Annotated in this window: 19 protein-coding genes; 9 read left to right on the top strand and 10 right to left on the bottom strand. The window is 57.5% G+C overall.

Going from position 1 to position 21,329, the window contains the following annotated elements:
- Window positions 1-2: 2 nt before the first annotated feature.
- Genes bioF through bioD form a run of 4 tightly spaced genes read left to right on the top strand, consistent with a single transcriptional unit; the run spans window position 3 to window position 3,554 of the window.
- Window positions 3-1,202, top strand: a complete 1,200-nt coding sequence (gene bioF / locus MFLA_RS11065; RefSeq protein ID WP_011480384.1) for an 8-amino-7-oxononanoate synthase — start codon at window positions 3-5, stop codon at window positions 1,200-1,202.
- The gene (gene bioH / locus MFLA_RS11060; protein WP_011480383.1) at window positions 1,199-1,999 is read left to right on the top strand and encodes a pimeloyl-ACP methyl ester esterase BioH; all 801 of its coding nucleotides are present in this window, start codon (window positions 1,199-1,201) and stop codon (window positions 1,997-1,999) included. Before bioF ends, bioH begins: the two co-directional genes overlap by 4 nt.
- Window positions 1,996-2,871 carry a malonyl-ACP O-methyltransferase BioC gene (bioC, locus tag MFLA_RS11055; protein ID WP_011480382.1) on the top strand — a complete coding sequence of 292 codons (876 nt, stop codon included), beginning with the start codon at window positions 1,996-1,998 and terminating at the stop codon, window positions 2,869-2,871. The genes bioH and bioC overlap by 4 nt, the downstream gene beginning before the upstream one ends.
- Window positions 2,868-3,554, top strand: a complete 687-nt coding sequence (gene bioD / locus MFLA_RS11050) for a dethiobiotin synthase (RefSeq protein ID WP_011480381.1) — start codon at window positions 2,868-2,870, stop codon at window positions 3,552-3,554. The genes bioC and bioD overlap by 4 nt, the downstream gene beginning before the upstream one ends.
- Window positions 3,555-3,563: 9 nt before the next feature.
- On the opposite strand, the gene nadD is transcribed toward bioD, so the two are convergent.
- The 5 genes from nadD to leuS are packed head-to-tail and all read right to left on the bottom strand — an operon-like array spanning window position 3,564 to window position 9,554.
- Window positions 3,564-4,238 carry a nicotinate-nucleotide adenylyltransferase gene (gene nadD, locus MFLA_RS11045; protein WP_048811973.1) on the bottom strand — a complete coding sequence of 225 codons (675 nt, stop codon included), beginning with the start codon at window positions 4,236-4,238 and terminating at the stop codon, window positions 3,564-3,566.
- Between the two features lie 38 nt (window positions 4,239-4,276).
- Window positions 4,277-5,536 carry a glutamate-5-semialdehyde dehydrogenase gene (locus tag MFLA_RS11040; protein ID WP_011480379.1) on the bottom strand — a complete coding sequence of 420 codons (1,260 nt, stop codon included), beginning with the start codon at window positions 5,534-5,536 and terminating at the stop codon, window positions 4,277-4,279.
- 8 nt (window positions 5,537-5,544) lie between these two features.
- Complete coding sequence (holA, locus tag MFLA_RS11035; RefSeq protein ID WP_011480378.1) at window positions 5,545-6,561, bottom strand: DNA polymerase III subunit delta; 1,017 nt, start codon at window positions 6,559-6,561, stop codon at window positions 5,545-5,547.
- Window positions 6,558-7,097, bottom strand: coding sequence for an LPS assembly lipoprotein LptE (gene lptE / locus MFLA_RS11030; protein ID WP_011480377.1), 540 nt, complete (start codon window positions 7,095-7,097; stop codon window positions 6,558-6,560). The genes holA and lptE overlap by 4 nt, the downstream gene beginning before the upstream one ends.
- Window positions 7,098-7,100: 3 nt before the next feature.
- A complete protein-coding gene (leuS, locus tag MFLA_RS11025; protein ID WP_011480376.1) occupies window positions 7,101-9,554 on the bottom strand; it encodes a leucine--tRNA ligase in 2,454 nt (817 codons plus the stop codon).
- Between the two features lie 26 nt (window positions 9,555-9,580).
- Here leuS and MFLA_RS14665 point away from each other — a divergent pair, with 26 nt between their 5' ends.
- Together MFLA_RS14665 and MFLA_RS11020 are read left to right on the top strand one after the other, a co-directional pair.
- Complete coding sequence (locus tag MFLA_RS14665) at window positions 9,581-9,724, top strand: hypothetical protein (RefSeq protein WP_195741996.1); 144 nt, start codon at window positions 9,581-9,583, stop codon at window positions 9,722-9,724.
- Window positions 9,725-10,047: 323 nt separating this feature from the next.
- A complete protein-coding gene (locus tag MFLA_RS11020) occupies window positions 10,048-11,757 on the top strand; it encodes a methyl-accepting chemotaxis protein (protein WP_011480375.1) in 1,710 nt (569 codons plus the stop codon).
- A 93-nt stretch (window positions 11,758-11,850) separates the two neighbouring features.
- Here the strand turns inward: MFLA_RS11020 and adk are convergent, their stop codons facing one another.
- From adk to MFLA_RS10995, 5 genes are read right to left on the bottom strand one after another with little or no spacing between them, the layout of a single operon-like run.
- Window positions 11,851-12,507: an adenylate kinase gene (gene adk / locus MFLA_RS11015; protein ID WP_011480374.1), complete on the bottom strand. Its 657-nt coding sequence runs from the start codon at window positions 12,505-12,507 to the stop codon at window positions 11,851-11,853.
- 41 nt (window positions 12,508-12,548) lie between these two features.
- Complete coding sequence (gene rsmA / locus MFLA_RS11010) at window positions 12,549-13,316, bottom strand: 16S rRNA (adenine(1518)-N(6)/adenine(1519)-N(6))-dimethyltransferase RsmA (protein WP_011480373.1); 768 nt, start codon at window positions 13,314-13,316, stop codon at window positions 12,549-12,551.
- Complete coding sequence (gene pdxA / locus MFLA_RS11005) at window positions 13,313-14,305, bottom strand: 4-hydroxythreonine-4-phosphate dehydrogenase PdxA (protein WP_011480372.1); 993 nt, start codon at window positions 14,303-14,305, stop codon at window positions 13,313-13,315. The genes rsmA and pdxA overlap by 4 nt, the downstream gene beginning before the upstream one ends.
- A 15-nt stretch (window positions 14,306-14,320) precedes the next feature.
- Window positions 14,321-15,634 carry a peptidylprolyl isomerase gene (locus tag MFLA_RS11000; protein WP_011480371.1) on the bottom strand — a complete coding sequence of 438 codons (1,314 nt, stop codon included), beginning with the start codon at window positions 15,632-15,634 and terminating at the stop codon, window positions 14,321-14,323.
- A 7-nt stretch (window positions 15,635-15,641) separates the two neighbouring features.
- Complete coding sequence (locus tag MFLA_RS10995; RefSeq protein ID WP_011480370.1) at window positions 15,642-18,053, bottom strand: LPS-assembly protein LptD; 2,412 nt, start codon at window positions 18,051-18,053, stop codon at window positions 15,642-15,644.
- 221 nt (window positions 18,054-18,274) lie between these two features.
- Between MFLA_RS10995 and MFLA_RS10990 the strand changes: the two genes are divergently transcribed.
- The 3 genes from MFLA_RS10990 to MFLA_RS10980 are packed head-to-tail and all read left to right on the top strand — an operon-like array spanning window position 18,275 to window position 21,329.
- On the top strand, window positions 18,275-19,270 hold the full coding sequence (locus tag MFLA_RS10990) for an aminoglycoside phosphotransferase family protein (protein WP_011480369.1): 996 nt from the start codon (window positions 18,275-18,277) through the stop codon (window positions 19,268-19,270).
- Window positions 19,271-19,295: 25 nt separating this feature from the next.
- Complete coding sequence (gene murU / locus MFLA_RS10985) at window positions 19,296-19,961, top strand: N-acetylmuramate alpha-1-phosphate uridylyltransferase MurU (RefSeq protein ID WP_011480368.1); 666 nt, start codon at window positions 19,296-19,298, stop codon at window positions 19,959-19,961.
- Window positions 19,962-20,009: 48 nt separating this feature from the next.
- Window positions 20,010-21,329 carry an aminopeptidase P N-terminal domain-containing protein gene (locus MFLA_RS10980; protein ID WP_011480367.1) on the top strand — a complete coding sequence of 440 codons (1,320 nt, stop codon included), beginning with the start codon at window positions 20,010-20,012 and terminating at the stop codon, window positions 21,327-21,329.

Here is a 21,329-nt window from a genome sequence, read left to right as displayed (position 1 = left end):
CGATGCCTTCCATGCTGGAATCTCACCCGGCAGAAGCAGCCACCCCATTGCTGGACGCATTACAAGCCGAGCTCGCTGATCGCGCGCGCCTGGGTTTGCTGCGCCAGCGCCGCGTGCTTCACGGTATGCAGGGCGTGTATGTCGAGATCGAAGGTAAGCGCTTGCTTTCGTTTTGCAGCAACGACTACCTTGGTCTGGCTTCTCATCCATCCTTGATTTCTGCAATGCGGGATTGTGCTGTGACGACTGGCGCAGGGACTGGTGCATCTCACCTTGTCTCTGGGCATCAGCAGGCGCACGAGGCGCTTGAGCATGCGCTACAGACTTTCATGGGCTTGCCCGGTGTCCTGCTGTTCACCACCGGCTACATGGCGAACCTGGGCATTATCACTGCGCTGTGCGGACGCCAGGACGCCATCTTTGCCGACAAGCTCAATCATGCCTCGCTCAATGATGCGGCCTTGCTGTCGCGTGCCGAGCTCAAGCGTTACGCACACAACGATTTGACAGGGCTCGAGCGCTTGCTGGCGCAAAGTCAGGCCAGGCGCAAGCTGGTGGTGGCCGATGCCGTGTTCAGCATGGATGGCGACCTGGCGCCCGTCCCGGCATTGCTATCGCTCTGCGAGCGATACGATGCCTACCTCATGCTGGATGATGCCCATGGCTTTGGCGTGTTGGGCGCCCATGGTCGCGGCGTGCTGGAACACTTCGGGTTGGATTCGCCGCGCATCATCTATATGGCGACCTTGGGCAAGGCGGCAGGGGCGGCGGGCGCATTCGTGGCCGGACCGACAATTTTGACGGAATACCTCATGCAGACTGCGCGGCCCTATATCTACACCACAGCGAGCCCGGCGCCAGTGGCGGCTGCTGCAATGGCCGGCGTGCAATTGATCGAACACGATCATGCACGCCGTGCCCATCTGCGTGCCTTGATCGCAGATTTCAGGGCGTCATGCCGATTGCAGCGCTGGCAGTTAATGGCATCCGAGACTGCGATACAGCCCGTGGTCATCGGCAGCAATGAAGAGGCGGTGCAGGTAAGCAAGCGTTTGCTTGAGCATGGCGTGCTGGTCCCTGCTATCCGCCCACCCACTGTACCCAGGGGCACGGCAAGACTAAGGATATCGCTATCAGCAGCGCATACGCATGAAGATGTCCAGCGATTGCTGGACATCTTGCATAGACTGGAGGAGGCATGAGCGGTATTCATGTCGATATCGTCGGCAAAGGCCAACCTGTAGCGCTGATTCATGGCTGGGGCATGCATGGTGGCGTGTGGCAACCGGTGGCTAAAAGGCTGGCCAAGTCCTTCGAAGTCCATGTCCTGGACTTGCCCGGCATGGGCCTGAGTCAGGAGGTGATCGCGAGTAATCTCGACGAAATGGTGGCTTCGCTGCTGCCTGCCTTGCCTGCGCATGCCGATATCGTCGGCTGGTCATTGGGCGGCCTGGTTGCCATGCGGCTGGCTTTGAGCCAGCCTGCGCGGGTGCGGCGCCTGGCGCTGGTAGGGAGCACGCCGCGCTTCATCAATACCGAGCCGGGGCATGCCCAGCCATGGGAATACGGCATCGCTGCCCCCGTGTTTCAGAAATTCGCGCAACAAGTGGGTGAGGATTATGCCAACACCCTGATCAAGTTCCTGACATTACAATGCATGGGAGCCCGGGACGCGCGCGCCACCATCAAGGAGTTACGCCGGTCGCTGTCCGATCGCCCTGCGCCAGCACCGTTGGCGCTCGAATCCGCGCTTGACGTGTTGTTGCAGAACGACTTGCGTCCTGAGCTGTCTGCATTGCAGCAACCTGTGTTGCTGGTCCACGGCGATCGCGACAGCCTCGCGCCAGTGCAGGCTGCCCATTGGCTGGCCCGACATTTGCAGCATGCCAGCCTGCGCGTGATCGCGGGCGCAGGCCACGCGCCTTTCCTCTCACATACGGCGCAGTTCATCGACAGCGTATGTGACTTTTTCCAACCTAACCCAGGTAGTGCACGATGAGCGACGGGTATTTGATCGACAAGGCCAGGGTGCGTGCGTCGTTTGATCGTGCGGCAGGCAGTTACGACGCTGCCGCGATATTGCAGCGCGAAGTGCGCGAGCGCATGTTGCAACGCCTGGAGCTGGTGAAGATCACGCCCGGCGTCATCCTGGATGCAGGCTGCGGCACCGGCCACGCCAGTGTGGCATTGGGCAAGCGCTATCGCGGTAGCGACATCATCTCGCTGGATATTGCCATGGGTATGTTGCAGCAGACGTTGGCGCACTATCCATGGATCAAGCGTGTATTGCCGATGCCGGGGCAAAGGCGGCCTGCCGCATTGTGTGCGGATATCGAACAGCTTCCACTGAAAGATGCCAGCGTCGACTTGGTTTGGTCGAATGTGGCGATTCAGTGGTGCAACGACCTTGACAGTGCTTTTGCGGGAATGGCGCGCGTATTGCGACCGGAGGGCCTGCTCATGTTCAGCACCTTCGGGCCGGATACGCTAAAGGAATTGCGTGCAGCGTCGGGGGGCGACCATGTCCATGTCAGCCGTTTCATCGATATGCACGATATCGGCGACGCCCTGGTGCGCGCCGGTTTTTCCGATCCTGTGCTCGACGTGGAGCATTTCGTTCTCACCTATGACGACGTCCTCTCCGTCATGCGCGACCTCAAGGCCATCGGCGCGCACAATGCTGCAACGGGGCGCCCACGCGGCCTGCTGGGACGCGGATTCCTCAACCGCTTGACCGAGGCATACGAGCAATTCCGCCATGAAGGTAAATTGCCCGCAACCTATGAGGTAGTCTACGGACATGCCTGGAAACCCCAGCCCAAACAGGCGGGGCTTGCCACGGTGACTGTGCACCCGAGGAGGCCGCGTTGAGTAGCAACCGTCAACAGGCCTGGTTCGTCACTGGCACCGATACGGGCGTCGGAAAGACCATGGTCAGTAGTATGCTGGTGCGACAGTTTTCAGCGCGTGGCTTGCGCAGCGTAGGCATGAAACCTGTTGCTTCCGGCTGCGAGCGACGTGACGGGCGATTGATTTCAGAAGACGTTACGCAGCTATTGGCGGCCAGCAATGTCGATTTACCATTATCCGATATCAACCCCTATGCCTTCGAGCCGGCGATTGCACCGCATATCGCCGCCAAACAGGCAGGCGTGCGGATCGATCTGGAGCCTATTGCAGCTGCCTTCAGGCGTTTGCAGGCGCAAGCGAATGTCGTGATCGTCGAGGGCGCGGGCGGTTTCTATGTGCCGTTGGATGAGCAGCATGATATGGCCGACCTTGCTGCCAAGCTTGGTTTGCCGGTGATTCTGGTGGTCGGCATGCGCCTGGGATGCATCAATCATGCATTGTTGACAGCCGAGGCGATCAGGCAACGCGGCCTGACGCTGGCTGGCTGGGTCGCGAACCAAGTGGATCCTGGGATGGCGATGCTGGAAGACAACCTGCAGACGTTGAAGCAGCGTATGCCTTCGATCTATCTAGGGTTTATTCCATGGCAGGATCAAGCAAGCACTGCTGAAGACACGGATATTGTGAGTGTATTGTGGCAGTGAGGAAGTATTTCAATACCTTGAAGTGCCGCTGTACAAATCATGCTGGCAAATAAATTCCAATACCTTGTCAGGTACTAAGTAGCGCGGTGTGCAGCCATATGCAAGAGATTCCCGGATCTTGGTCGCCGAGATGTCCAGCGCGGTGATTTCCTGCACCCATATCCCATGCTCCGCTTGAATAGGCAATTGTTGTGCGTCCGAGAGCATATGCGTCTGGAGGAATGCGTCCAATACCAGGTTGCTTGAAGGCAATGCCGCGCCAGGTCGTGTGGTCACCACAATATGCGCGAATTGCAATAGCTCCTGCCAGCGGTGCCAGCTGGTGATACCGGCAAAGGCATCCATGCCCATCAGCAGGCAGAGCCTGGCCTTGCCCTGCAATCCTTCGTGCAGGAATTGCAGGGTGTCTATGGTATAGGAGTAGCCTTGCCGCTCCAGCTCCTGCGTATCCAGCTTGAATAAGGGATTGCCGGCAATCGCGAGGGCAACCATTTCCGCGCGTTGCGTGGCAGAGGTCATGGGCTGTTCACGGTGGGGAGGCGTGGCGGAGGGGATAAAGCGGACTTCCGCCAAACCCAAGGACTCGGCCAGTTCCTGCGCCATGCGCAGGTGACCGAAGTGGATGGGATCGAAGGTGCCGCCCATCACGCCGATGAGCGGCAAGGGTGTTGCTGGAGGTGCCATGCCAAGCGTCATGCTGGTGAAATGCAGGTGTGAGGGCATCAGGCCCTGACTTCACCATCGCCCAGCACGATGTACTTGAGGCTGGTCAATCCTTCGAGACCGACCGGACCGCGGGCATGCAGCTTGTCGGTGGAAATGCCGATCTCGGCACCCAGGCCGTATTCGAAGCCATCGGCAAAGCGGGTGGAAGCGTTGACGATGACACTGCTGGAGTCCACTTCGCGCAAGAAGCGGCGCGCGTTGGTGTAGTTCTCGGTGACGATGGCCTCGGTATGCTGGGAAGAGTACTGATTGATATGGGCGATGGCTTCGTCCACATCCGCAACCACCTTCACCGAGATGATCGCGGCAAGGTATTCGGTGTAGTAGTCCTCTTCGGTGGCAGGCTTGGCCTGCGGCACCAGCGCGCGGGTTTCGCTGCAGCCGCGGATTTCCACGCCCTTGCTGATCAGCATCGCAGTTAGCGGTGGCAACGCTTCTTGCGCAATGCTGCGCGCTACCAACAGCGATTCCGCGGTGTTGCAGGTGCCGAGGCGCTGGGTCTTGGAGTTCTCCAGGATGCGCAATGCCTTGGCGAGGTCGGCGCTTTCGTCAATATAGACATGGCAATTGCCATCAAGATGTTTGATGACAGGGATGCGCGCTTCGTTGGAGATGCGCTCGATCAGGCCTTTGCCGCCGCGCGGCACAATGACGTCGACATAATCCTTCATGGTGATGAGTTCGCCGACAGCGGCGCGGTCGGTCGTCGCTACCACTTGCACTGCGCTGGCAGGCAGCGCTGCGGCAGCCAGGCCTTCATGCACGATGGCGGCCAGGGCGCGGTTGCACTGGATGGCTTCGGAGCCGCCACGCAGGATGGCGGCATTACCGGACTTGATGCAGAGGCCGGCGGCGTCGACAGTGACATTGGGGCGCGCTTCGTAGATGATGCCGATCACGCCCAAGGGCACGCGCATCTTACCAATCTGGATGCCGGATGGGCGGTATTTGAAGTCCGACATTTCCCCGATAGGGTCGGGCAGGCCGGCGATTTGCTCCAAGCCTTCCGCCATGGTGTCGATGCCTTTTTCGCTCAGCACGAGGCGGTCCAGCATGGCGGGCTCCAGGCCGTGACGGCGCGCTGCTTCCAGGTCGGCTGCGTTGGCGGCCAGCAATGTGTCGCGCTCGCGGCGGATGGCGGTGGCGATGGCGCGCAAGGCCTTGTTTTTGGTCTCGGTGTCGGCGCGCGCCATTGCGCGTGAAGCGGTGCGGGCTTCGCTGCCGAGCTGTTGCATGTAGTGTTTGATGTCTTCCATTCCTGCCTCTATTTCCTGCTGCCTATGCGCGCCAGACCGAAGCACAGGCGCGAGATTTCCAGCCATGGATCCTGGTTCAACAGGCCTTTGGCGGCTTTGTCGATTTCAGCCAGTTTTTGCAGCGCAGCCTCAAGCTGGCGCATGCTAAGACGAGAGAGCGCCCGTTTCACCAGGTTTTGCCGTTCGCCGTAAATCCTGGCTTGCTGCATGGCGCTGTTGAGATTGCCGCCGCGGCTTTCAGCATATTTTACCTTGACCAGCCCGCGCAACACCCAGGCCAGGGCGCTCATGATGGCAACCGGTTGTGCGCCTTCCTCGCGCAGGCCATGCAATATGCGCACCGCATGCTCGCTATCGCCACTCAGCACGGCATCGCCCAGTTGAAAGGCATCATAGCGCGAAACATTCAATACCGCTTCCCGCACCTTGCTGCCATCCAGCGTGCCTTCAGGGTACAGCAGGCCGAGTTTCTGGATTTCCTGGTGTGCGGCGAGCAGGTTGCCTTCAACCTGGTGGGCGAGGAATTCCAGCGTTTCCTGATCGGTATTCTGGCCCTGACCGGCAAGGCGGTTCGCGATCCATTGCGGCAAGGCCGATGGCGCGACTTCATGGAGTGCAAGCGAGACGCCGTGATTTTCCAATGCAGCAAACCAGGCGCTGTTCTTGGCGTCGCGCTCTAGCTTGGGCAGGATGACGATGGTCACTGTATCGGGGATGGCGTGTTCCGCCAGTGCGGTCAGGGCCTTGCCGCCGTCCACGCCGGGCTTGCCCGACGGAACCGCGATCTCGAGGATGCGCCGGCTGGCGAACAGGGAAATGGATTGACCGAAGGCTGCCACTTGTTGCCAGTTAAAATTGCGCTCCACAGTGAGGCGGGTGCGTTCGTCGTAGCCTGCGGCCCGCGCGGCAGCACGGATGGCATCCAGGCTCTCGCGCTGGGCCAGGGGCTCATCGCCCATGAGGACATAAAGCGGTGCCAGGCCTTGGGCCAGGTGCCGCTCCAGCTCCTGCGGCTTGATCCTCATTCCACGGTGTCGTCCAGCGAGCGTAGGTCAGGTGCGCGCGGCTTGCCTTTGGCCGGTTTGATGACCATGAGGCGGCGCAGCAATTCGCGCACAGCATCATCCTTCATGTCATTGTAGAGCCGCTCCTGCTCAAGCTGTTTGGCGAGCAACTGCGCATCGTCATAAGTGATCTCACGCCGGCCCCTGATAGTCTGCACATCGCCCCAGGTTTCACTGGAGGGATCGCGCACACGGAAATTCACGGTATAGAAAAGCTCGAATTCGCGCACCAGGCCGCGGCCGCTCAAAGAAAGAATGCGCTGTTCCTGCGACTCGCTCATGATTTCAAGGAGCAGGTCGGCCTGGTCCGGCGAACTGACGATCTTGACGCCATTCACCGTCAGCGAGCGTTTGAATGGCTTGGAGATGGAAATGGTCGGCCCCTGAATGAACAAGGTATTGAACTTGAGGTCAGCCACGCCGCGCATCTTGAAGCCGCAGGCAGTGAGCGCCAGGAGCATGGCAAGCAGAATCCAGCGGGCGATGCGCATATACATGGTTTATCCTACGACGATGTTGACGAGTTTGTTAGGCACGACGATGATCTTGCGCACGCTGCCTTCGGCCAGGTATTTCTGGATGCATTCCTGCTGCACAGCCAGGGCTTCGATCGCGGCCTTGTCCAGTGTGCGGGAAACGGTCATGCTGCCTCGCAGTTTGCCGTTGACCTGTAGCACCAGCTCGATTTCATCCTGCACCATGGCGGCCTTGTTGGCAACCGGCCAGCGGGTGTCGAGGAGCTGGGTGCCCGGGCGTAGCGCCTGCCAGAGTGCATGGCAAATGTGAGGCACAATGGGCGAAAGCAGCAATATGATATTTTCCAGTGCCTCCTGGCGGATGGCGCGCGTCGTCGCGTCATGGCCTTCGATCTTGGCATAGGCATTCATGAGCTCCATCACTGCTGCAATGGCGGTATTGAACGCATGGCGGCGCCCATAGTCATCAGTCACTTTTTCGATGGTCTGGTGCAGCTGGCGGCGGAAAGCCTTGAGCTCGGCTGAAAGGTCGCCCATGGTGAATGCCGCCACGATGCCGGATTCGACGTGGTTGGCGACAGCGGTCCACACGCGCTTGAGGAAACGATGTGCCCCCTCTACGCCGGCATCGGACCACTCCAGGCTTTGCTCGGGCGGTGCCGCGAACATCATGAACAGGCGGGCGGTGTCTGCGCCGTAATTGTCGATGAGTTCCTGCGGGTCGACCGTATTGCCCTTGGACTTCGACATTTTGCTGCCGTCCTTCAATACCATGCCCTGGGTGAGCAGCTTGGTGAATGGCTCATCATGCCGGACCAGGCCGACATCGCGCATGAGCTTGTTGAAGAAGCGTGCGTATAGCAAATGCAGGATAGCGTGTTCGATGCCGCCAATATATTGGTCGACTGGCAGCCAGTAGTTGGCACGCTCGTCCACCATGCTGCTATGGGCATCAAAGCTGGCGTAGCGCGCGAAGTACCAGGATGATTCGACAAAGGTATCCATGGTATCGGTCTCGCGCGTCGCTTTTTCGCCGCAGCTCGGGCAGGTGGTTTCGTAAAAAGCCGGATCTTTCTTGATTGGAGAGCCGACGCCATCCATGACCACGTCTTCCGGCAGGACGACGGGCAATTGCTCCGCAGGCACCGGCACTTCGCCGCAGCTTGGGCAATGCACGATGGGAATTGGGCAACCCCAATAGCGCTGGCGCGAGATGCCCCAGTCGCGCAGGCGATATTGCGTCCGCCTCTTGCCCAGGTTCTTGGCAGCCAATGCTGCGGCGATGGCGTCACTGGCCTGGCTGAAATCCAAGCCGTTGAAATCGCCCGAGTCGAACAGGATGCCGTGCTCGGTATAAGCTGCCTGCAATGGCAATTCAAGCTCCCCGTGAGCTGGCTTGATCACCGCCTTGATCGGCAACTTATACTTGCTGGCAAACTCGAAATCGCGTTCGTCGTGCGCGGGCACGGCCATGACGGCGCCTTCGCCATAGCTGATCAATACGTAGTTGGCGACCCAGACCGGCAGTTTTTCTCCGGTGATTGGATGCAGTACGAACAGGCCAGAATTCATGCCTTTTTTCTCGGCGGTGGCAAGGTCGGCTTCCGCCACGCTGCCCCGCTTGCATTCCTCGATGAAGGCTTGCAGGGCAGGATTGTCCTTGGCGGCCTGCGTCGCCAATGCGTGTTCTGCCGCAATGGCAACATAGGTGGCGCCCATCAGCGTATCGGGACGGGTGGTATAGACCTTGAGCGTACCGTTGCCGACAGCCAGCGGAAACTCCACCTCGCAACCGTAGCTCTTGCCGATCCAGTTGCGCTGCATGGTCTTGACCTGCTCAGGCCAGCCGTCGAGTTTGTCGAGGTCAGCCAGCAGTTCTTCCGCATAGGCAGTGATCTTCATGAAGTATTGCGGGATATCGCGCTTCTCGACCAGCGCGCCCGAGCGCCAGCCACGTCCATCGATCACCTGCTCATTGGCGAGCACGGTCTGATCGACCGGATCCCAGTTCACTGTGGCGGTTTTCTTGTAGATGAGGCCCTTTTTGTAGAGCTCGGTGAACAGCCATTGCTCCCAACGATAGTAGTCCGGCTTGCAGGTGGCGATTTCTCGTTGCCAATCCACGGCAAGACCCAGACTCTTCAGTTGGCCCTTCATGTGCTCGATGTTGCTGTACGTCCAGCCTGCGGGCGCGACATTGTGCTTGATGGCGGCATTCTCTGCGGGCAAGCCAAAGGCGTCCCAGCCCATGGGCTGCATGACGTTGTAGCCGCGCATACGGTGGAAGCGGCTCAATACGTCGCCGATGGTGTAGTTGCGGACGTGTCCCATATGCAGCTTGCCGGATGGGTAGGGGAACATAGACAGGCAGTAATACTTGGGCTTGTCCGAGACTTCCGTTGCAGTGAATGTGGCGTTGGATTCCCAATATTGCTGTGCTTGTTGCTCTATGTCGCGGAATGGATACTGCTGCTGCATGATGGCTAGGCGTCTGGATTAAGAATTTGAAAGCAAAATTATACCTGAAGCCGCGCCGTTTTCCTGAACTCGGCAACTGCAAATACGATGGTGCGGCGCGTATGGATATGCGCAGCCATTCATGGTTTGGCATGGTTAGAAAGGCGGCCGATAGTCAATTGCGTATTTGACTATTTTTTCTTATTGAAATATGGATATGTCAATAAGTGCATGCTTATTTTTTACATAATAAATTGATTTTTATATTTATTTTAATGTCTTTGTTCTGGAGGGGATTGCAATTGGTTACATATTTTAACAATTTAACAGGCCTGAATGCTTAAAGAATGGACTCCTCAACGCCGTAACAATGCAGGTGAGCCAGCTCTTCGCAAAAGGGAAGGCGGATTGGATCAAGCGCTCATGTTGAGGTCACGGTAGTGATCCCGGACTGAGCAGATGAAAGAGTGCCTGTCATGGCTGCAGCATATAAAAACAAAGGAGAGTGGTTAAGGTGAAGTTTTCAGATTTGAGGATAGGGGTGCGTTTGGGGGCGGGGTTTGCTGTGATCTTGTTGCTGATGATGATCATGGTGGCTTTCGGCTTGGCTCAGCTTGCCAATGTGGGAAGCACGGCGAAGCAAGTGGTGGAAACTGAGCTGAAAAAGGAACGCATCACCACGGAGTGGGTGTCGAATGCCACCCAGAATGGATTGCGCACCCTCGCCGCGATCAAGAGTTCCGATGCGGCCATGTATGACATGTACATCCAGCAAATTGCTGAAACAGCACGAGCTAACGATAGTTTGAAACAGCAGCTTGAAACGTTGCTGGTCAAGCCCGAAGGGAAGGCGAAATTCGCGGATGCCAAGGAAAAGGCAGATGCCTTCAGCAAGGTTCGCAGTGAATTGTTGCAATTAAGAAAAGATGGTGCCGAAGCATCGCTTATCGAAAAGAATGTGCAAGAGGTGTTCCTTCCTGCACGCAAGGCTTATTTCGATAGCATGAATGAATTGCTTGAATTCGAGCGGCACCTGATTGATGAGGCCGGGGCAGATATCCAGCGGGTGAAAAATGCTGCGAGCCTATGGATGCTGGTGATCGGCCTGGTGGCAGTCGTGCTCGGCGCGATCTTTGCCTGGCGGCTTTCCCTTGGGATTACCCGTCCACTTGCCAACGCTGTCAAGCTGGCCGAGACAGTGGCTGCTGGAGACTTGACCAGCACTCTCGCCATCGACTCAAAAGATGAAATAGGACAGTTGTTGAATGCGCTGAAATCCATGAACGATAACCTGGCCAGGATAGTCAGTGAGGTGCGAAGCGGCACGGAGACGATTGCCACTGCCTCCTCGCAAATTGCATCGGGCAACCTGGATTTGTCGTCACGCACCGAGGAGCAGGCGAGTTCGCTTGAGGAAACCGCTTCTGCCATGGAGGAACTGACTTCCACCGTGAAGCAGAATGCGGATAATGCCCAGCAAGCTAACCAGCTGGCGGTTTCTGCTTCAGGGATCGCCACGCAGGGAGGCGAAGTCGTGGATCAGGTCATCGCGACCATGCAGTCGATCAGTGAATCTTCGAAACGGATTGCCGACATCATTGGTGTGATCGACGGCATTGCTTTCCAGACCAACATCTTGGCATTGAATGCTGCGGTGGAGGCTGCGCGTGCCGGTGAGCAGGGGCGTGGGTTTGCCGTGGTGGCGAGCGAGGTACGCAACCTGGCGCAGCGTTCAGCCAATGCGGCCAAGGAAATCAAGGGGTTGATTACGGACTCGGTGGAAAGTGTTGATGCCGGTAGCCGTCTGGTGGAGCAGGCGGGGACGACGATGAAGCATGTGGTGGATAGCGTGCAGCGTGTGACCGATATCGTCAGTGAGATCAGCGCAGCCAGCCATGAGCAAAGCACCGGCATTGAGCAGGTGAACCAGGCGATTGTCCAGATGGATGAAGTCACCCAGCAGAATGCGGCCCTGGTAGAGGAGGCAGCGGCGGCTTCTCAATCATTGCAGGATCAGGCGGCAAGCCTTGCCCAAGCAGTGAGCGTATTCAAGGTCAATGGCATGCAGGTACAGGCTGCAGTGCATAAAGTCAGCAAACCCAAGCCAGTCGCCGTTTCAAAGCCCAAGGTGGTAGTGGCCTCCAAGCCTGTGACGACAACCAGGACAAGAACTGCCATGGTGCCTGCGGTAGCAGGCTCGGCTGACGAGTGGGAAGAATTCTAGCGCGCTTGACATGCAAAAAGCCGAACAGAATGTTCGGCTTTTTGATATTGATGATGAAATCAATGTGCCGACCTGCATCGGCGGAGGGGTTTGCTACTTGCCAAGCGCCTGCAAGACTTGCCTGCGGATTTCACTGACTTCACCCAGGCCGGAAATACGCACATATTTGGGGGCATTGGCGGCGCCGTTTGCTGCCCAGTTGGAATAATAGTCCACCAGCGGCTTGGTCTGGCGATGGTACACCTCCAGGCGCTTGGCGACGGTTTCTTCCTTGTCGTCGTCGCGCTGTACCAGATCCTCGCCGGTGACATCGTCCTTCCCCGCGACTTTGGGCGGATTGAATACGACATGATAGGTTCGGCCGGATGGCAAATGCGTGCGGCGGCCGCTCATGCGCTTGATGATTTCCTCATCGGGCACATCGATTTCAACCACATAGTCGATATCGACCCCAGCCTGCTTCATCGCTTCCGCCTGGGGGATGGTGCGGGGGAAGCCGTCGAACAGGAAGCCTTGCTGGCAGTCGGCATCCTTGATGCGTTCCTTGACGAGGCCGATGATGACATCATCCGGGACCAGGCCGCCGGAGTCCATATAACGCTTGGCTTCCAGGCCCAGCTGGGTGCCCGCCTTCACTGCGGCACGCAGCATGTCACCGGTGGAAATCTGCGGGATGTCGAATGCTTCCTTGATGAAGGTGGCCTGGGTGCCTTTACCAGCCCCCGGTGCGCCTAATAGTATGACTCTCATGTGGTCTCCTCTTTTCAATCCGGCATTATATCAGCCGGCTTTCATGCCGCCAGATAGTTGGCGATGGCAACGAAGCCGGCAGGGGCAATATTTTCCGCCCGTAACTGTGGGTCTATGCCCAGGGATGCAAAACCAGTGTCGTCCAGCAGGCCTTTGAGCGTATTGCGCAAGGTCTTGCGGCGCTGGGCAAACGCAGCGGTCACGATCCTGCCAAGCAGGGCTTCGTCCTTAGCCGGATGGGGCAGGACGGTATAAGGTACCGCACGTACGAATGCTGACTCTACCTTGGGTGCTGGATCAAAGGCCTCGGGCGGAACGGTGAGCAGGTATTCCATGTGCAGTCGGTATTGCAGCATCACGGAAAGCCGCCCATAGGCCGCGCTGGAGGGGGCTGCTACCATGCGTTCCACGACTTCCTTTTGCAGCATGAAGTGCATGTCGATGATGTGTGGCACATTGTCGAGCAGGTGGAACAGGATGGGCGTGGAGATGTTGTAGGGCAGGTTGCCGACGACGCGCAGGCGGTCGCTGATATTGCCGAAATTGAACTTGAGCGCGTCGCTGGCATAGATGGTGAGCTTGTCCTGCGGATAGTGACCCTGCATCCATTGGATGATGTCACGATCGATTTCTACCACGTGCAGATGCTGCAGGCGCTCCAACAACGGCTGCGTCATGGCGCCCAGGCCCGGGCCGATTTCCACCATGCAATCCTGCGGTTGAGGAGCAATGGCGTCAATCAGGCTGTTGATGATGGCGCGGTCAGTGAGAAAGTTTTGGCCAAAGCGTTTTTTTGCAACATGTTTCATGATGGTTGGGGACGATTTCCTGCCAAATTGATCGCAAGCTGAATGGCGCTGAGCAGGCTGCCAATCTCGATATTGCCTTTGCCGGCCAGGTCCAGTGCAGTGCCATGGTCAACCGAGGTGCGTATCATGGGTAGCCCCAGCGTGACATTGACGCCAGTGCCGAAGCTGGCATGCTTGAGCACGGGCAGGCCCTGGTCGTGATACATCGCGAGCACGCAGTCGCCCTGTGCCAGATTGTGCGGAGTAAATAAAGTATCGGCAGGCAGGGGGCCCCTCAATTGCATGCCTTCCCGCCGCAGTTTTTCCAGCACCGGATTGATGGTGGTGATTTCTTCCATCCCCAGGTGGCCACCTTCTCCTGCATGGGGGTTCAGCCCTGTCACCAGAATGCGTGGGTTTGCGATGCCGAATTTCTGGACCAGGTCGCGATGCAGGATGCGGATCGTGGTGTCCAGGCTTTCCTGTGTAATGGCCTGGCTGACTTCCGCCAGGGGCAGGTGGGTGGTGGCCAGCGCAACGCGCAGGCTTCCGCCCACCAGCATCATGACGACATGCGGGGTATGGGTGCGTTCGGCTAGAAATTCTGTGTGGCCGGTAAAGGCAATGCCAGCCTCGTTGATGATCCCTTTATGCACGGGAGCGGTGACCATGGCACCAAACTCGCCTTGCATGCAGCCGTCAATTGCGCGCTCTAGTGTATGTAGTACATAAGTGCTGTTGCGCGGGTCAAGTTGCCCAGCAGTGACTGGGGCTGCGCATGGATGATGCAAGACCACGAGCCGGGATTGTCCCTGGTGAGGTGCCCAGTGGGCTGGATCGTAGACATGTATATTCAGGGGCAAGCCCAATGCATGGGCACGCGATGCTAGCACATCTCTGTCGGCAATGACGGCAAGATAGCAAGGGAGGGGGTGCCCTGCCAGCATGACGCACAAGTCGATCCCGATACCGGCGGGCTCGCCGGCGGTGACGACGATACGGGGCATCATCTCCAATGTGCTAGCCTAGTATTTGTCTTCCAGGCGATATTCCACGTAGGCGCGGTCACGCAGCTCGCTGAGCCAGTCCTGGAATGCGTCGTCGGCCTTGCGCGCGCGGATTTCCTGCCTGGCCTTGAGTCGAGCAGATTCCTGCGTCATATCCTGCTTGCGTCGCTCAAGCACCTGAATGATGTGCCAGCCGAATGGAGTGCGTACAGGTGCGCTAATCTCGTTGATGTCTAGCGCATTCATGGCCTTCTCAAATGCAGGAACGGTGTCGCCTGCGTTGGTCCAGCCCAGATCTCCGCCGTTGTTGGCAGAGGCATCTTCCGAATACTGGCGAGCCAGTTCGGCAAAATCGGCACCATGGTCCAAGCGTTCCTTGATGGAGTTGATTTTCTGCTCAGCTTCCAGTTCTGATACTACTTCACTGAGTTTGATGAGGATATGGCGCACATGGGTCTGGTCCACCACGAGCGGTGAGCTGCCGCCACGCCGGTTGAGCAGCTTGAGGATATGATAGCCGTTGGGGCTGCGCAATACAGGCGAAAGCTGGCCAGGCTGCAGGGCTTGCAAGGCGTCCACGAAGAGTGAGGGTAGCTGGGATGAAGCCTTCCATCCCAGTATCCCGCCTTCCAACGCATTGGGGGCATCAGAGTACCCTGCAGAGACCTGGGCAAAATCTGCGCCGCTCTGCAATTCCTTCAGTGCGGCTTCTGCTTTTGCCTTGAGCTTTTGTAGTTCTTCCGGTGTGCTTTCTTCCGGGGCACGGATCAGGATATGGGCCACTTCGAATTCATCCTGAATGTCATTGCGCGAAGATTGGGTAGTCAGGAAATTATCGATTTCCGATTCCGTGACATTGACGCGGTTGTCTACTTCCCGCTCGCGCAGCCGGGCGAGGATGATTTCGTTGCGGATGTCTTCCCGGAACTTGCGGTAGGGAATGCCTTCAGCCTCCAGTGCCTTGCGGAACTCTCCCGTGCTGAGCTTGTTCTGTTCTGCAATGCGCTCTATGGTCTTGTCGAGCTGGGCGTCGTCCACACGCAATCCGGTCTGCGCAGCATATTGCAGCTGCAGCCTGTCATTGATGAGCCGCTCGAGGATCTGCTTTTGTAGCACGTCGCGTGGGGGAAGCTGGGTACCTTGTTTTTCCAGCTGCGCAATAACAGTCTGGATGCGGTCTTCCAGCTCTTTCTCCGTGATCACGCCTTGGTCGACGATGGCGACGATGCGGTCCATCTTGGCGACCTCTGCTGCCATGGCGGAAATGCTGAAGAAAAAAAACAGAGCGATCAGGCCATGTCTGGCGATAGTCTTGAAAACGTGATTGTGCATAAGGTAATTACTGGTAGGAGTCCGGGATCAGGCTGGAGCTAGTATAGCCGGGAATAGCGCGGTTAAGAAGTTTGAGCGGGTTTTGCCCGATGGAGGCCAGGCCACCCAGCTCAAGCTGGAAATAGAGTGCATAGTTGGCGTCTGCAGTGGCGGTAGATACGCGTTGCATGACGGTCCTGGCTTGCCAGCAACCGGCATCATATTCCAGGCCGGCAATGCCTTCGATCGGCTGGTTCTCGCGCAGGGAGTAGTTCCAGCGACCAAGGCCGTACCAGCCCTTGCCCAGAGGCCACTGGCCGGAAAGGTTGATTTGGTCCAGGCGGTCTTCGGTATAGCGGTAGCCGATATTGAGTGTTTTGCCAGGCTCGGGGTTATAGCGTGCGCTGATGTTGTTGCGCACGTAAACACTACGGTCAGTGTTGTATTGACCGAAGATGTCGATATTCCAGTTGTTGAGCAGCCGCGCAGTAATTTCGCCGATGATGTCGGATGTGTCGCCGGAACGCGGGTTGACTCCAGGCAGGTATACCTTTTCATCAGCAAAATAATAGCGCTGGCCTACTGTCACAGCCAGGCGCTGCTCGCCGGTATTCTTGCTGATCATGCGGCTCGTGAATGCCAGTGTCAGCTGGTTGGCATTATTGATGCGATCCTGGCCGGTGAACTGGTTCTCCAAAAATAAGGAGCCCATGTTCAAGTCCGAGATGCTGGAGTCATAAACGGGAATCAGCGACTGGTCGCGATAAGGGATATAAACATAATACATCCGCGGCTCCAGTGTCTGCGTGTAGCGATTCTTGACGATGCGGACGTCGCGGTCAAAGTAAAGGCCGCTGTCTATGCTGAAAATCGGCAGGGTGCGGCTTTGTGACTGGTATTCGTCTTGTGATGTGATGTTGCCGTTACTATCCCTCAGCGTAAAGGCGCCATTGTCGACCTGGTATTGGGTGTAATGCAGCCCCAGCTTGGGAGTGATGTATCCATAAGGGCGCGCCATGGGCAGGCTGATGCTGGGATAGGCTACCAGGCGTTTGCCCGTAACCAGTGTATCCAATGTGCCGCCCCCCAATGTGGCCTGGGTACTGATGGCATCATTGTTGCGGTCAAAATTCGCCCATTGGGTAAACAACTTGACGTCGAACGGACCCCATTCATTGTCGCCGGTCAGTGTGAGTTGCGGCAGGCGCTGCAGGGGATAGTTGAGCCCATCCAGTGTCTGGAATTTCTGCACCAGGGCGTTGAAGGTCCAGTTTTCATCGGCATAGTTGACATAAGCCTGTTGCGGCAGGTTCACCCGGCTGGTGGTGACGATGCGGGTGGACATTTCAGAGAAATACCTGTCATCGGAGACTTTCTCCAAGTTATATGCCGCCGTCCAGCCGTTATGAAAGTTGTGCAGGTGGGCGAACTTGGCATAGTAGCGGTTCTCCCCAGTGCTGCTGTCGCTCGGCAGGTACTCCAGATTGGCCGTTCCCTGGTAATTCTCGTTCAAGTAACGGAATTCACCCTGAAACTGCACACCGCGCTTGCTCAGGAAGCGGGTGCCAATCGTAGCATCCATATCGGGCGCAATATTCCAATAGAACGGGACCAGGAACTCGAAACCGCTGCGGCTGGTAGTACCCCAGGTGGGCGCCAGGAAGCCTGATTTACGCTGATTGAGGAAGGAGAAATTGATCCAGGGTGTCCAGAGAATGGGGACGCCCTGGAACTCCACGCGCGCATTGCGGGCGGTGCCGGTTCTCGTATAGTCGTCCAGCTCCAGCTCCTTGGCGCGGATGTACCAGTCGTCCGAACCTACTTCACACGTGGTATAGCGCGCATCCTTCAGGCGCTTGCGGTCCGGGCCTTCGAACACGACACCGGAGGCATCGCCACGTGAAACCCCCTGTTTGCGGCTCAAGCCGGGGGCATAACCGCTATCCTCAATGTTCTGCTGGGTCAGGGGCGTGGTACTGTTGGAGCTGTAAACAAGATTGTCATTGTCCTGGCGCCTATTCCCCGAGGTGCCGAATTGGGGCATATTGGCGAACTGCGAATCAAGTTCGAAAGCTGGTTTCTTCATTTCACCTATGCTTTCCGAAGGCTTCATGCGCAGCTCAGGGCCTGTGATGCGTCCTCCCTTGGTTTCCAGGCGCACATTGCCGATCACGTGCAGTTCTTCGTTCTGCACGTCATATTCGATAGTGTCTCCATGCACTTTTTGCTGCCCGGTGGACAGTGACGCGTTGCCAATGGATTTGAGCCTGCGATCCAGATATACCTGCACCTTGTCGCCTTCGATGATGATGGCATCAGGATCTGGCAGGTTTTCAGGCGATGGATCGATGACGTTTGTATCCTGGGTGTCTTTGGCATGTGCATGGCCGAATCCCAGGCAAACAAGCGCGACAAGAAAAGTGATGGGGCGAATTTTCACAATGATTCAGTGGTGGCGAGACTTTAAAGTAAGCGCGTGTTTGTTTTATGGATGATAAAATCGCATAATTTGCTATTTTAGGCAATCCATAAATCACTTGTGACATTGCTTTGTATTTGAATTAAAAGAAATTTTAAATTTTCCCCCATGCCTTGAAAATATGCATGGTTTCCTTTTTCAAGACCATCGTAATGGTCGCATTACTCTAGGACGAATCGCTCGTGTCGCGCCTTGATCAACTCAACGACTGGCTTCACCAGGCACTGCAGGGAAAACCGCATCACTTGACCACAGCTTCTGCAGACGCAAGCTTCAGGCGTTATTTCCGCGTCCACCTTGCCGACGGTGCGACGCTGATCGCCATGGATGCGCCTCCGCCGCAGGAAGATTGCCGGCCGTTTGTGAAAGTGGCTGCCCTGTTTGAACAAGCGGGGCTCAATGTGCCAAAGGTGCTGGCGCAGGATGTGGAAAACGGTTTCCTGCTGTTGACCGATCTGGGAGCCCAGACATTCCTCGATGTGCTGAACGAGGACAATGCTGATACGTTATTCCGCGATGCGATCGATGCTTTGGTGACCTGGCAACTGGCCAGCAGGCCGGGAGTGTTGCCAGCGTATGATGAGGCCTTGCTGCGGCGCGAGCTGTGCCTGTTCCCTGACTGGTATGTGGCACGGCACCTCAATGTCGAGCTGAGCGAGTCGCAGCGCAGCACACTGGAAAATGCATTCAGCACCATTGTGCGTTATAACCTGGCTCAGCCATCGGTTTACGTGCATCGTGACTATATGCCGCGCAACCTGATGATCAGCACCCCTTCTCCCGGCATCCTCGATTTCCAGGACGCGGTATACGGCCCAATCAGCTATGACGTGGCCTCGCTGTTCAAGGATGCCTTCATCAGCTGGCAAGAGGAGCGTGTGCTGGATGGCACGATCCGCTATTGGGAAAAGGCGCGCAAGGCCGGTTTGCCGGTGCGATCGGACTTCGGTGATTTTTACCGGGATTTCGAGTGGATGGGCTTGCAGCGCCACCTCAAGGTGCTGGGCATATTCGCGCGCATCCATTACCGCGACGGCAAGCCTAAGTATCTCGCCGACACGCCTCGCTTCATGAACTATGTGCGCCAGGTATGTGTCCGTTATGGTGAGCTCAGGCCTTTATTACGCTTGCTCGACGAACTGGAAAAGCGCGAGCCACAATTCGGTTACACCTTTTGATGGAGAGCCCCTCACCTTGAAAGCCATGATCCTTGCCGCAGGCCGTGGAGAGCGTATGCGGCCATTGACTGACACGACGCCCAAACCCCTGCTGCAAGTGGGAGGCAAGCCGCTCATCGTCTGGCATCTCGAGCGACTGGCAACGGCAGGCTTCAAGGAGGTCGTCATTAACCATGCGCACCTTGGGCAGCACCTTGAAAACGCACTTGGCGATGGCGCTCGATGGGGCTTATCCATTTCCTACTCTCCTGAGCAGGTTGCGCTGGAAACGGCGGGCGGTATTGCCAATGCGTTGCCTTTGCTTGGGGACGCGCCATTTCTCGTGGTCAACGGCGATATATTCTGCGATATTGACTTCGCGCAGCTGCGCGAAGGTTTGCAGCCTGGCTACTTGGCGTATCTTGCGCTGGTGGACAACCCGCCGCAGCATGCGCATGGCGACTTCGCGCTGGACGACGGCAAGCTGCTGATAGATGGCCGCAACCGGCTGACTTTCTCTGGCGTGGCTGCTTATGACCCTGCCTTGTTCAAGGGCGTAGTACGGGGAGATGTTGCCAAGCTGGCGCCCTTGCTGAAGGAGGCCATCATGCGTGACCAGGCTACGGCTTTCCACCACCAGGGCGTCTGGCATGACATCGGCACGCCGGAGCGGTTGCAAAGCCTGGACGAGCAGCTGCGCCACTCGGTATGAAAACACCGGCATCATTCACCACCACCTTCATGGAGCGCACCCACCACCGTGCCAGTTGAAACAGTGAAAATCGAGGAATTCAAGGCGCGCAGGCAGGCGCTGATGCAGAAAATGGTTCATGGCGTGGCGGTCATTCCCACTGCGGCCGAGGCGGTGCGTAACCGCGACAGCCATTATCCCTACCGCTTCGATAGCTATTTCTATTATCTGAGCGGGTTTGACGAGCCTGAGGCTGTCATCGTGCTCGTCGCCGGCGAAACTCCCAAAAGCATCCTGTTCTGCCGCGACAAGGATATCGAGCGTGAAATCTGGGACGGTTTCCGTCACGGGCCGGCAGGCGCGCGTGAGGTCTTTGGGTTCGAAGAGGCATACAGCATCAGCGAACTCGACCAGCGCGTAGGCGAATATCTTGCCAACCAGCAGCAGCTGTTTTTTGCGTTGGGGACTGACCCAGCCTGGGACCTGAGAGTTGGCGGCTGGTTCAAGCAGCTTGCTAGCCAGGCGCGTAGTGGCATCGTCGCTCCGGCAGCGATAGTCGATGTGCGCCGCTTGCTGGATGACATGCGCTTGATCAAGTCCCCTGATGAGCTGACGCTGATGCGCAAGGCCGCAGCAATCACGGTGGATGCGCATAAGCGGGCGATGCGGACGGCTAAGCCAGGCATGATGGAGTACGAAGTCGAAGCCGAAATCCTTTATGAGTTCTACCGGCGGGGCAGCCGCGCTCCTGCCTATACTTCTATTGTGGCCGGGGGCGGCAATGCCTGCGTGCTGCACTATGTCACCAACCAAGACAGGCTCAATGATGGCGATCTGCTGTTGATTGATGCCGGGTGTGAGTTGTCAGGATATGCCGCCGACATTACACGCACCTTTCCAGTGAATGGCAAATTCGGCCCAGTGCAGAAGGACATCTACGAATTGGTACTGGCCGCCCAGGAGGCGGCGATTGCGCAGGTCAGGCCCGGGCAGCACTGGAATGCGCCGCATGAGGCTGCACTGAATGTGCTGGTACAGGGGCTGATCGATTTTGGCTTGTGCAGGGGATCGCTGGGCGGCGTGCTGGAGTCGGGCGATTACCGGCGCTTCTATATGCACCGCACGGGGCACTGGCTCGGACTGGACGTGCATGATGCAGGAGAATATAAGCAGGCGGACGGCGCCTGGCGCCTGTTGCAGCCAGGTATGGTGCTAACGGTGGAGCCGGGCTGCTACATCCGGCCGGCGGAGGACGTGCCGGAGCATTTCTGGAATATCGGTATCCGCATTGAGGACAACGCGGTTGTCACCGTAGACGGACATGAAGTCACCACGGCAGCCGCGCCGAAAACCGTGCAGGAAATCGAGGACTGGATGGCGGTATCATGA

This window comes from Methylobacillus flagellatus KT, assembly GCF_000013705.1.
GTDB lineage: Bacteria > Pseudomonadota > Gammaproteobacteria > Burkholderiales > Methylophilaceae > Methylobacillus > Methylobacillus flagellatus.
Note: the sequence above shows the minus strand (reverse complement) of the source record. Positions and strands in the feature narration are given on the sequence as shown.